General features: G+C 64.5%; 12 protein-coding genes. 7 read left to right on the plus strand and 5 right to left on the minus strand.

Going from position 1 to position 12,120, the window contains the following annotated elements:
* The first annotated feature begins 1 nt into the window (after position 1).
* Both ACW5CM_RS14200 and ACW5CM_RS14205 read left to right on the plus strand, forming a co-directional pair.
* On the plus strand, positions 2–622 hold the full coding sequence (locus ACW5CM_RS14200; RefSeq protein ID WP_457125391.1) for a hypothetical protein: 621 nt from the start codon (positions 2–4) through the stop codon (positions 620–622).
* Between the two features lie 13 nt (positions 623–635).
* Positions 636–1,721 (plus strand): hypothetical protein, encoded by a 1,086-nt coding sequence (locus ACW5CM_RS14205; RefSeq protein WP_457125392.1) that lies wholly within the window; start codon positions 636–638, stop codon positions 1,719–1,721.
* Positions 1,722–1,733: 12 nt separating this feature from the next.
* Here the strand turns inward: ACW5CM_RS14205 and ACW5CM_RS14210 are convergent, their stop codons facing one another.
* Positions 1,734–2,921: a THUMP-like domain-containing protein gene (locus tag ACW5CM_RS14210; RefSeq protein ID WP_457125393.1), complete on the minus strand. Its 1,188-nt coding sequence runs from the start codon at positions 2,919–2,921 to the stop codon at positions 1,734–1,736.
* A 158-nt stretch (positions 2,922–3,079) separates the two neighbouring features.
* Between ACW5CM_RS14210 and groES the strand changes: the two genes are divergently transcribed.
* The 3 genes from groES (at position 3,080) to ACW5CM_RS14225 (ending at position 5,833) form a co-directional block, all read left to right on the plus strand.
* Positions 3,080–3,376 (plus strand): co-chaperone GroES, encoded by a 297-nt coding sequence (groES, locus tag ACW5CM_RS14215; RefSeq protein WP_028502311.1) that lies wholly within the window; start codon positions 3,080–3,082, stop codon positions 3,374–3,376.
* Between the two features lie 173 nt (positions 3,377–3,549).
* Entirely contained in the window at positions 3,550–4,461 is a 912-nt protein-coding gene (gene rarD, locus ACW5CM_RS14220; RefSeq protein WP_457125394.1) for an EamA family transporter RarD, read from the plus strand.
* 109 nt (positions 4,462–4,570) lie between these two features.
* Entirely contained in the window at positions 4,571–5,833 is a 1,263-nt protein-coding gene (locus tag ACW5CM_RS14225) for an ABC transporter substrate-binding protein (RefSeq protein ID WP_439256126.1), read from the plus strand.
* 62 nt (positions 5,834–5,895) lie between these two features.
* Here ACW5CM_RS14225 and ACW5CM_RS14230 read toward each other — a convergent pair whose 3' ends face one another.
* From ACW5CM_RS14230 to ACW5CM_RS14245, 4 genes are all read right to left on the minus strand, one after another.
* Positions 5,896–6,606, minus strand: coding sequence for an ABC transporter ATP-binding protein (locus ACW5CM_RS14230; RefSeq protein ID WP_438253686.1), 711 nt, complete (start codon positions 6,604–6,606; stop codon positions 5,896–5,898).
* 71 nt (positions 6,607–6,677) lie between these two features.
* Positions 6,678–7,640, minus strand: a complete 963-nt coding sequence (locus ACW5CM_RS14235) for an ABC transporter ATP-binding protein (protein ID WP_457125395.1) — start codon at positions 7,638–7,640, stop codon at positions 6,678–6,680.
* On the minus strand, positions 7,630–8,607 hold the full coding sequence (locus tag ACW5CM_RS14240; RefSeq protein ID WP_438253137.1) for a branched-chain amino acid ABC transporter permease: 978 nt from the start codon (positions 8,605–8,607) through the stop codon (positions 7,630–7,632). The genes ACW5CM_RS14235 and ACW5CM_RS14240 overlap by 11 nt, the downstream gene beginning before the upstream one ends.
* A gap of 3 nt (positions 8,608–8,610) precedes the next feature.
* Positions 8,611–9,963, minus strand: a complete 1,353-nt coding sequence (locus tag ACW5CM_RS14245; RefSeq protein ID WP_438253138.1) for an ABC transporter permease subunit — start codon at positions 9,961–9,963, stop codon at positions 8,611–8,613.
* Positions 9,964–10,177: 214 nt separating this feature from the next.
* Here ACW5CM_RS14245 and guaB point away from each other — a divergent pair, with 214 nt between their 5' ends.
* Both guaB and ACW5CM_RS14255 read left to right on the plus strand, forming a co-directional pair.
* Positions 10,178–11,680: an IMP dehydrogenase gene (guaB, locus tag ACW5CM_RS14250; protein ID WP_438253139.1), complete on the plus strand. Its 1,503-nt coding sequence runs from the start codon at positions 10,178–10,180 to the stop codon at positions 11,678–11,680.
* 125 nt (positions 11,681–11,805) lie between these two features.
* Entirely contained in the window at positions 11,806–12,120 is a 315-nt protein-coding gene (locus tag ACW5CM_RS14255; RefSeq protein ID WP_457125396.1) for a DUF2277 domain-containing protein, read from the plus strand.

Raw genomic sequence — 12,120 nt, forward strand, 5'->3', positions numbered from 1 at the left:
GATGCTGAGCGCCGACGAATTCGCAGAACTGCGGATGCTTGAGGCGCAGGTGTATCGGCAGGATGGTGATCTGTCAGCGGAGCAGATCTCGAGGTTGCGAGACCTGGAGCGGCGCCGCGACACCGGGCCGTCCGGCGGCGCATCCGGTGCTGATCTATCTGGAAGCGCACCGCCGCAGCCGTCTTCGCGCATCCGGATGTGGCGCGCCGTGCTCGCAGTCATCGCCGTCTTCGCTGTGGGCATCGGCGTCGGCTGGATCCTGTTCGGACGTGCGGACAGCTCATCGATCGGATTAACGCAGGAGCAACGGCTGAGAGGGGATGAGCTCGTCGCTGATGGCGGCTATGACGCGAACGCGCTGCGGGCGATGATCGCACACGACGACGTGATCGTCTGGCTCGCGATGACCGACGGCGGCGATACGCTGTGCCTCATCGTCGATGATGGCCTCGACGCAACCACTGTGTGCAGCGATGAGGATCGGGTGGCATCCGACGGGCTCGCCGTGGTGCACCGGACCGACGGCGACGGCTACACCGACGAGGCGTACGCCACGCTGCTGCTCACCGCTGGACGGGAGCCGGCCGTGCACCTGGATGTGCACCGAAGCCTCGACGGGTGACATGATCGGACGGATGCTGGACGAATCAGAGACCGCGCAGCTGCGGTCGCTTCAGAAACGTGCGTACGGACGCGGTGGTGGGCTGGCCGCCGAGGATGCGGCGCGCCTGCATGAGCTGGAGTCGAAGCTGCGCCCGCGCGTCGCGGCGCCTTCCGTCGTGGAGCCTGTGGAGCGCGCAGCCCCGGTCTGGGGCGCGGAGGCTGTCGAGCTGTCCGAGGTGCCGGACGGGTCCGAGCTGCCCGAGGAATCGCCGAGTCCAGAGCCTGAAGCATCCGCACCATCCCGACCCTCCCGCGGTCGCCGGCGACTCGCACTCGCCGCTGTCGGGGCCCTGCTCATCGGGATGGGGGTCGGATGGACGCTCTGGGGCTGGAACACGGCCGAGTTCGCCCTCGCCACCACACACTCCGAGAAACGCGCCGAACTGGAGAAATCCGGTGACTACGACCCGGGAACCGTCGCCGCGCTGTCGGAGAGTCATGGAGTGGTCATCTGGCGCGCAGAAAGCCAAGAGGGCGAGCGGACGTGCATCATCGCCACGACGCCGGTGCAGACGCAGAGCGGATGCGCGGAGCTGGATCAAAGCAACCTGGGAGCCAACGTCTCCATCCCCGTGCCGGAAGGCGATGAGGCCGAGGGGCAGATGCTCAATGCGTTCCTGCTGTTATCGGCGAACGGGGAGGTTGTCCCCGCGATCCAGCTCTGGAATCCCGAAGACAACAACTGGGAATCGCAGTTCAGCGAGGAAGAACGCGAAGCCCTCGACCGCGTAGAAGCGGCAGGTTTCGTTCGAAATTCGCTCAGTATTCTCGGCTACGACGGCGAGAAGCCAATCTGGACGAGTTGGGGCAACGAGCTGTGCCTGATCGTGGAATCTGACGTCGGCATTGTGTGGGGCTGTTCATCGACCGCGGAAATGCCCATGACGGACTTGGTCGTCACAGCACCCGTCGGCGGCATCCCGACACAGTACAACGTGCATCAGACCGAGACGCGCGGTCAGCAGCTCACGATCGTGAAGGTTCCCGGCACTCGAGTCGAAGTCACCGAAGGCGAGCAGGTCGAGATCGACGACAAAACCGGGGACATCAACGAGTGAGATGACTCCGGCTCATACCCGGTCGGCGAGGATCGCCATCCGCTTGTCGCCCGTGCGCGTGAGGATCAACGTCGCCGACTTCGTTCCCTTCAGATTCAACTTCTTGCGGAACGCGGCGGGATCGATGTCCATCCCGCGCTTCTTGATCTCCAGCGTGCCGATGTCGCCGGCGCGCAGCACCGCGTTGATGGCCTTCGGGTTCGCAGCGGTCACCTCGCGCACGCGGAACGACTGCACGAACGGGCTCGTCAGCGCCGCATCTCCGGTGATGTAAGCGATCTTCTCGTCCAGCATCCCGGCTTCCAGGCTGCGTGCCACGTCGCCGATCAGACGTGCGCGGATGACCGCGCCATCGGGCTCGTGCAGGAATGCGCCGAGTTCACGGACGTCGGCGTCCTCAGCATCCGCCCCGCCGGTGAGCTCATGCGACTCGTCGCCGCGGATCACCAGCGCCGCACGGCGGACACCTTCGCGAGCGAGCACGCCAGACCAGAGCACGAGTTCGACGACGCTGCCGTCAGCACTGACCCACTGCGCCTCGGCGTCTGCCGGAAGCGCCTCACGGTCGTGCCCGGGGCCGAGTTTGATGCCGGTCGGCACCCGCGATGCGAGCTCGAATGCCCAGTCCAGTGACGGGGAATAATCGGATGCCGTCACCCGCCGCGTCTCGCTGTGACCGGCCGTCCGGCGCGCGGGGTCGAGCCACACTGCGTCGATGCCGGTGAGATCGGTGGTCTCGGCTGTGCTGTGTTTGACGGTCGCTTCATCGCCGAATGGAGCGAGGTTGTACGCGGCGATGGCTGCGGTCACCTCATCCGCATCGACGGCCAGCACGCTCAGCCCTGCACCGGCGAACGCGAGTGCGTCGCCGCCGATGCCGCAACCGAGGTCGGCGACCCGGGTGATGCCGGCGCGGCGCATGCGTCCGGCATGGCGTGCTGCAACTCCCAGGCGGGTGGCCTGTTCGAAGCCTGCTCTGGTGAACAGCATCCGCTCGGCGAAGCCACCGAATTTCGCAGTACCCTTTGCGCGCAGATGCGCCTGCCCGACGACAGCGGATACGAGATCGGGGGAGTGGCCCGCCGCACGCAGGCGGGAAACGGTCTGCGCCACATCCGCCGTCGACTCGATCGTGCCCACCTCGTCGAGCAGCCGGAGGCCATCGGGGGTGAGTAGGGCAGTGAGTTCGGACATGTCCACGGGACCAGCCTACGAGGTGTGTCCGTCGGGTCTGTGACGACAAAACTGGCACTCGCATTGCGTGAGTGCCAGCCGACCGCATACACTTGGGTTAGCACTCTCGGGTTGAGAGTGCGAACAAGTCTTTCGTGTCAGCGTCAAGAAAGAAGAGGTAGACCGTGTCGGTTTCCATCAAGCCGCTCGAAGACCGCATCGTCATCCAGCAGGTCGAGGCCGAGCAGACCACAGCAAGTGGCCTGGTCATCCCTGACACCGCCAAGGAGAAGCCCCAGGAGGGCGAGGTTGTGGCCGTTGGCCCCGGCCGCATTGACGACAACGGCAACCGCGTTCCGATCGACGTCGCCGTCGGCGACCGCGTTCTGTACAGCAAGTACGGCGGCACCGAGGTGAAGTTCGGCGCCGATGAGTACCTCGTGCTCTCGGCTCGCGACGTCCTCGCAGTCGTCGTTCGCTGAGCGTTTCAGTAAAGCAAAGAAGGGCCCGGATGCTTCGGCATCCGGGCCCTTCCGCGTCCCCCGCCCCCACCCCTTGCGAGTGGGCGCTGGTGGCTCGATTTTCGTCAAATTATGAGCCACCAGCGACCACTCGCAAGGGGTTAAGGGGCGGAGGGGGCGGATAGGGTGAAGGGATGGGAGTAAGCCGCAGCGGCATCGCCTACACCGTCGGCGCCTATCTGCTCTGGGGTGTACTGCCGCTGTACTTCCTGATGCTCGTGCCGACCGGCCCATGGGAGGTCGTCGCGTGGCGGGTGCTGCTGTCGTTCGTCTTCTGCCTCGTGCTGCTCGCTGTCACACGCGGCTGGGCGTCGTTGCGGGCGATCATCCGGCAGCCGCGGCTGCTGGGGTGGACGGCGCTCGCCGGAATCCTCATTTACGGCAACTGGCAGGTGTTCCTGATCGGAACCCTCAGCGGGCAGGTCATCGAGACGAGTCTCGGGTACTTCATCAACCCGATCTTCACGGTGCTGCTGGGCGTCTTCGTGCTGCGCGAGCGCATCTCAAAACTGCAGTGGACCGCGATCGGCATCGCCGCCGTCGCGGTTGTGGTGATCATCATCGCCCACGGACGGTTCCCTTGGATCGCACTGTCGTTGACGGCATCGTTCGGCCTTTACGGACTCGTCAAGAAGCAGATCGGCCCGGCGGTGGATGCTGTCAGCGGACTGACCATGGAATCTTTCTGGTTGATCCCGGTCGCCGCGGTCACACTCATCATCGTCGGCAGTACCGATGGCATCACCTTCGGTGCCGTGAGCGTCTGGCATACGGTGCTGGTAGCCGGTGCCGGCATCGCCACAGCAGTGCCCCTGCTGTGTTTCGCAGCCGGTGCCAGGCGGATCGATCTGACCCTGGTGGGAATGTTCCAGTTCATCACCCCGGTCATGCAGTTCCTGGTCGGTTGGGCGCTGTTGAAAGAGCCGATGCCGACCGAACGGTGGATCGGGTTCGCCATCGTCTGGGTGGCGATCGGCGTGTTCCTCGTCGACCTCGCTCTGAAGAAGCGGCGTGGCCGGCGCGCGGCCTCAGCGGCGCTGATCTGAGGATTGTTGTGGGACCGAGACAGAAGCATCGACTGTCCGCACATACAAGAGATTAGGGTGATAGGCACCCGAAGGTGGTTATCCACGTTCAGTTACGCAAAGGAGCAACATGAACGCTATGAAGGGCTCGCGATCCGCGAGGATCTTCGCGGGGCTTGCGCTGGCAAGCGCCTCCGCACTGGTCATTGCCGGGTGCAGCAGCACCCCAGCCGAGACGCCCACAGACAATGGCGGCGGTGAAGACAAGCCGGCGGCGGTCGACCTGACGCTGAAGCTCGGCTCTTTGTTGCCGGCGTCCGGAACGCTCTCGTTCCTCGGCGCTCCGATGGAGGCCGGTGTGCAGCTCGCCGTCTCGCAGATCAATGAGGCGGATGCAGGCATCACCGTCGAACTGTCGACCGGTGATGAAGGCGACCTCGACAACAAGGCCTACGAGACCTCGATCGCCAAACTGCAGAGCGCTGGCATCACAGCGATGGTCGGTGCGGCTTCCTCCAGCGTCTCCAAGCTCATCCTCGACGGCAACGTCGGTGCCGGTATCGTCACGGTGTCGCCGTCGAACACCTCAGCGGACTTCACCGGCATCGACCCGATGTATTTCCGTACCGCTCCCAGTGACAATCTGCAGGGCGAGGTGCTGGGCAACCAGATCGCTGAGGATGGCAACACTACTCTCGGCATCCTCTACCAGAATGACCCCTACGGTACCGGCCTCGCAGAGGCCATCGGGGCGACCTTCGCATCCGCCGGTGGCGAAGTCGTCGCAGAAGCGTCCTACAACCAGGGCGACGGCCAGTACAACGCCCAGGTCGACACCATTGCCGCGGCGAACCCCGACGCGGTCGCTATCGTCTCGTACGACCAGTTCGCAACGATCGCCCCGCTGCTGGGCAACGCGGGCGTCGACACCGGCAAGCTGTACCTGGTCGATGGCAACCTGAAGGACTGGCCTGACCTCCCAATCGACCTGACCGGTTCCAAGGGAACGCGTGCGGGAGCCGAGTTGCCCGATGACTTCATCGACCAGCTCAACGAGATCTGGACCGCTGAGGGCAATGACCCGATCGACGCCGTCACGTACTCCGCTGAGGCGTACGACGCCACGATCCTGATCGCACTGGCTGCGCTGTCTGCACAGTCCGTCGAGGGCGCGGACATCGCGGGCAAGATGCGCGAGGTCTCGGGTGGTGAGGGCGAAGGCGAGAAGTGCAGCACTTTCGCTGACTGCGCCGCGATCATCAACGACGGCGGCACCGTCGATTACGAGGGCCTGTCCGGCTCGGTCACGTTCGATGAGAACAACGACCCGAAGGGCGCCGCCATCGGCGTCTACGAATACGGTGAGGGCAACCTGCACACCCGCATCAAGTAACACGCGGAGAAGAGAACGGCCCCGGACGCGACGCATCCGGGGCCGTTTCACTGTGGCGCTGGTCAGGCGGCGTCTTGGCCGAGCGTTCCCAGGTACAGGCCGATTACCTTCGGGTCGTTGAGCAGGTCGCGTCCGCTGCCTTCATAAGCGTCGCGGCCCTGGTCGAGCACGTAGCCGCGGTCGCAGATCTGCAGGCAGCGGCGAGCGTTCTGCTCGACCATGATCGTCGTTACGCCGGCCTTGTTGATGTCGGAGACGCGGATGAAGGCGTCATCCTGGCGCACCGGCGAAAGCCCTGCCGAGGGCTCATCCAGCAGCAGGACGGAGGGGTCCATCATCAGCGCGCGAGACATCGCCACCATCTGACGTTCGCCGCCCGACAGGGATCCGGCGCGCTGCTTCAACCGTGAGCCGAGCTCCGCGAAGATCTCCGTGACGAACGCGAGGCGTTCGTTGTAGATCTTCGGGTTCTGATAGAGCCCCATCTGCAGGTTCTCGGCGATGGTCAGCGACGGGAAGACGTTGTTGGTCTGCGGAACGAAGGCGACCCCACGGGCAACGAGCTTGTCGGCTTTGAGGCCGACGATGCTCGAACCGTTCAGGGTGATCTCGCCCTCACGCACCTGCAGCATGCCGAAGATCGCCTTCAGCAGCGTGGACTTTCCCGCGCCGTTGGGGCCGATGATGCCGACCAATTCGCCTTTGTGCGCGACGAGATTCGCACCATTGAGGATGTTGACGCCCGGGAGATACCCGGCGTGCACGTCCTTCATCTGGACGACGATGTCGCGATCATCGGGCGGGGCAGCGTCGCCGATCTGCTGGCGGACGTGCGAAGCATCGGTCATGATTTCTCCCCTTCATCGAGCTCAGCCTCGGCTTCGGACTCAATTTTTTCACGGATGCGGCTTGCCTCGGCATCCGATACCACCGCGATGCGCCCGGTGACCTCACCGAGGTCCACGTCCTGGTGAGCGCCCAGATACGCATCGATCACGGCCTGATCCTCCATGACCGTCTCCGGTGGCCCTTCCGCGACGACGCGGCCCTCGGCCATGACGACCACCCAATCGGCGATGTGGCGCACCATATGCATATCGTGCTCGACGAACAGCACGGTCATACCGCGGTCCTTCAACCCGAGAATGTGATCGAGCAGGGACTGCGTCAAAGCCGGGTTGACGCCGGCCATCGGCTCGTCGAGCATGACGAGGTTGGGATCGCTCATCAGCGCCCGCGCCATCTCCAGCAGCTTGCGCTGACCTCCCGAGAGGGAGGCGGCGAAGTCCTTCTCCTTGGCATCGAGTTTGAACAGCGTGAGCAGCTCTCGGGCCTTGACCTCGATCTCGGCTTCCTTCTTGCGCCAGATCACGGGAAACAGGCTGGCCCAGAATTTTTCACCGGGTTGATCGGGGGAGCCGAGCTTCATGTTCTCCAGCACCGTCAGCAGCGACAGTGCCTTTGTGAGCTGGAAGGTTCGCACCTGCCCCATGCGGGCCACCTTGAACGACGGGATGCCGGCCAGGCTCTTGCCGTTGTATTCCCAGGTGCCAGCGTTGGGCTTGTCGAAGCCGCAGAGCAGGTTGAACAGGGTGGTCTTTCCCGCACCGTTCGGGCCGATCAGGGCGGTGATCGCTCCGCGGGGGATCTCGAGATGGTCGACGTCGACGGCGACGAGTCCGCCGAAGCGGCGCTCGACGGCATCCACGACGAGGATCGGGTCAACCTTGGCGACTCCGGGGACAGCCTCGCCCTTGGCCAGGCCCGTTGACTTCTGCCGTTTGACCGGCGTGCTTTCACTTGACAAAGGTCATCTCCCTCTTGTCTCCGAGGATGCCCTGCGGGCGGTAGATCACGATCAGCATGAGCGCGACACCAGCCAGGATCCAGCGGACGACCTCGGCCTGGGACGCCGTCATCGGGAGCAGGCCGTTGCTCGCCAGCTGTGGAAGCAGGTTGCCGAGGAACGCGAACAGCACCCAGAACAGCACCGCACCGAGAGTGGGGCCGAACACGGTGGCCGCTCCTCCGAGCAGCAGCACGGTCCACAGGAAGAACGTCAGCGATGTCGAATAGCTGCCGGGCACCACTGCCGAGGGCAGCACGAAGACCATGCCACCGGCAGCGCCGATCACACCGCCGACGACGAGCGCCTGCATCTTGTATGCGAAGACGTTCTTGCCCAGCGAGCGCACGGCATCCTCGTCCTCACGGATGCCCTTGAGCACACGGCCCCAGGGGCTGCGCATCAGGGCCCACACCAGCAGAATTGCGATGGCCAGCAGGATCAGGCCGAACACCCGGTCCCACAGTTCAGTGGCGTTGTACGTCCAGGGACCGAAGCCGTAGGTCCCCTCGGGGAACGGGTTCGCCGAGCGGAAGCTGGCGTGGTATCCGGTACGCCCGCCTGCCGCTCCCGTCCACTCCTCGAACAGCCTCGTCAAGAACAGTAGTCGCACCACTTCCGCTGTCGCGATCGTGGCGATGGCGAGGTAGTCAGCGCGCAGCCGCAGCGTCGGGATACCCAGCAGCAGGGCGAATACGGCGCCACCAAGGAGGCCGATGAGCATGCCGAGCCACCATGGTGCTCCGAACACGAGGACGGGAATCGTATAGCCGTAGGCGCCCACGGCCATGAATGCCGCCATGCCGAAGTTGAGCAGACCCGCATAGCCGAAGTGCACGGCAAGCCCGGTGGCCGCCAGCGCGTACGCGATCGTGACGGGGCTGAAGATGTATGCGGCGGTGTTGCCGAAGATCGATCCGAAGTCCATATGTCAGCCCAGCCTTTCCTTGCGCCCGAGCAAGCCCTGAGGCCGCACCAGCAGGATCACGATCAGTGCGACCAGCGCGGTGGCGTACTTGAGGTCGGAGGGAACACCCAGCAGCGTCGAGACCTCGACGGCGATGCCCACGATGAGGGAGCCGATCAGAGCGCCGATCGCCGAGCCGAGACCGCCCAGGGTGATCGCGCAGAAGATCAGCAGCAGCATCTGCATGCCCATGTCCCACTTCACACCAGGCCGGAAGTACGTCCACAGAACGCCGGAGATCGCCGCCAGCGCGCCGGCGACGATCCAGACGATGCGTACGACCTTGTCGACGTCGATTCCGGATGCTGCCGCCAGCTGTGGGTTATCGGAGATCGCCCTCGTCGCCTTGCCGATGCGAGTGCGGGTGAGGAAATAGGCCATGCCGAGGATGGCGGCGAGACTGATCCCCATACTGATCAGGTCGATGTACGACAGGGTGATCGGTCCGAACTGCATCGGCGTCGGGCTTGCCCCCGGAAGTTGATGGGTACCGCCGCCAACCATGTACTGCAGCACATATCGCAGTGCGAGCGACAGTCCGATGCTGACGATCATCAACTGCACGATGCCGAGGCCGCGTCGGCGCAACGGACGCCAGAGTCCGGCATCCATGGCTAAGCCCAGCGCACCACCGCCGATCACTGCGGCGATGAGACCGGCCCACAGTGGAAGCTGCCAGAAGGATGTGAACAGCACCGCGACGACGCCACCCCAGGTGACCATCTCACCGTGTGCGAAGTTCGACAGCCTGGTCGTGCCGTAGATGAGGGCCGCGCCCATGGCGGCGAGCCCCAGCAGCAGACCGAAGTTGATGCCGCCCACCATGCGGGAGATCAGCTGATCGATGAAGGAGACCGTGACCCGCTCGCCCTCACCGAGGAACAGGTTGATGATCTTGGTTCCGGTGAGCCCGAACTCGGCTTCGAACGAACCGCTCGTGCCCTCGACCGCTGCGACGCCCTCGGGGAGTTTGGTCTGATCGACGATGACGCCCTCGGGCAGCGTGTCCTCATCGACGGCGAGGGTGTACTGCTCCTTCTCGGGCACGTACAACCGCCACTTGCCGTCGGCATCCGTTTCCGTCTTCGCATCGAAACCGTTGCCGTCCACAGCGACGGTGACGCCCTCGATCGGCGTGCCTTCGAAGGTGATGTTGCCGGCGAAGTAGAAGTCTGTCACTTCCTGGCCGTCGTCGGTCGTGTCTGCCACAGCCGTGCCGGACGGAATCCCGACCAGCACGAAGATGACTGTCAGCGCCGCCAGCAGCGCCCACAGGGTGTTCTTGGGGCGCTGAAGCGCCGATGATCTGAGTCCCACGCATCCTCCACATTGAGTGCCCTCGCGCAGCCGTCGGGAGGCTGTCGAGTGACGGACGTCGCACTGAGCGTAACGCGGACTTGGGTAAATGCGTACTAACTGTTTCCTGATCGCAATGCCGGGGGTGTCGCAGAGGCGGCGCTCGACCGGAATATTCGCGGTCTCCGCACGCTTAGAATTGGTACACCGCAACGCGCCTGCAGGAGGAGATTTCATGGACCAGCCCGATCCCTTCGGTTTCGTCGGACTCACATACGATGATGTTCTGCTCCTTCCCGGGCACACCGATGTGATTCCCAGTGACGCGGATACTTCTTCGCGGATCACCCGCCGCATCTCGGTTGCCACGCCCCTGCTGTCCAGCGCGATGGACACCGTCACCGAAAGCCGCATGGCAATTGCCATGGCGCGCGAGGGCGGTATCGGCATCCTGCATCGCAATCTCTCGATCGCTGATCAGGCCGCTCATGTGGATCGCGTCAAGCGCAGCGAGTCCGGCATGATCACCGACCCGATCACGACCACGACCGAGGCAACGGTCGAAGAGGTCGATGAGATGTGTGCGAGATACCGCATCTCGGGGCTTCCGGTGATCGACGACACCGGACACCTGGTCGGCATCATCACCAACCGTGACATGCGTTTCGTCAGCGGGCGTGAACGTCAGACCACACTCGTCAAGGACGTCATGACCAGCGAGAACCTGGTCACCGCTCCCGTCGGTGTTCCGGCAGGAGAGGTCATCGCGCTGTTCGCCAAGCACCGCGTCGAGAAGCTGCCGCTCATCGATGACGACGGCAAGCTCGCCGGCCTGATCACGATCAAGGACTTCGACAAGAGCGAGAAGTACCCGCTGGCCACCAAGGATGAGCAGGGCCGGCTGCGTGTCGGTGCTGCGATTGGATTCTTCGGCGACGCCTGGGAACGTGCGGAGGCGTTGCGCGACGCCGGTGTGGATGTACTCGTGGTCGACACAGCGAACGGGCAGTCCCAGGGTGTGATTGACCTCGTGCAGCGGTTGAAGGCAGACCCCACGTTCGAGCACATCGACGTGATCGGCGGCAACGTCGCCACTCGCGAGGGTGCGCAGGCGCTGATCGATGCGGGCGTGGATGCCGTCAAGGTCGGGGTGGGTCCCGGATCCATCTGCACCACTCGCGTTGTAGCCGGCGTTGGTGTGCCGCAGGTGACAGCCGTTTACGAAGCCTCGCTCGCCGCGCGTGAATCCGGTATCCCGGTGATCGCCGACGGTGGTCTGCAGTACTCGGGCGATATCGCCAAGGCGCTGGTCGCCGGGGCGGATGCCGTGATGCTCGGCTCGCTCCTCGCCGGAACCGACGAGTCACCGGGAGAGATCGTCTTCCAGGCGGGCAAGCAGTTCAAGCAGTACCGTGGCATGGGCTCGCTCGGTGCGATGCAGACTCGCGGCAAGCAGACTTCGTACTCGAAGGACCGGTACTTCCAGGCCGATGTGCCCAGCGATGACAAGCTCATCCCGGAGGGCATCGAAGGACAGGTCCCGTACCGCGGTCCGGTTTCGGCAGTCGCGTACCAGCTCGTCGGTGGCCTGCGTCAGTCGATGTTCTATGTCGGTGCTCGCACGATCGACGAGCTCAAGACCCGCGGCAAGTTCGTGCGCATTACTGCGGCGGGGCTCAAGGAGTCGCACCCGCACGACGTGCAGATCGTCGTAGAGGCGCCCAACTACAAGAAGTAGCCCGCGGCAGATGCCTGGCACGCTGCGGGAGGGGAGTCCGTCGCGGGGAGGTGTCGCTTCGCGCCGCTCGCGCTGTGGTGACGCGACCACTCGCGCCACCTCAGGAACGGGCGTAGCGTGCTGGCATGTGCCGCAACATCGTCCCGCTGAACAACCTGGAACCCGCCGCGACTGACGAGGAGTGTCAGGATGCCGCTCTGCAGTTCGTGCGCAAGGTCTCCGGCGCGAACGCACCCTCCCGCGCCAATCAGGTGGTCTTCGACCGTGCCGTCGCAGAGATCGCGCAGGCGACCCGTGCCCTTCTCGATGGCCTGATCACCACCGCGCCGCCGAAGAACCGCGAGCAGGAGGCGTCCAAACGCCGTGCCCGTTCCGCCGAGCGCTACGAGGCGATCCGCGTCTTCCAGGAGGAGAAGCGAGCTGCGCGCGCCACGACATAA

This window comes from Microbacterium wangyouchuni (assembly GCF_054072595.1).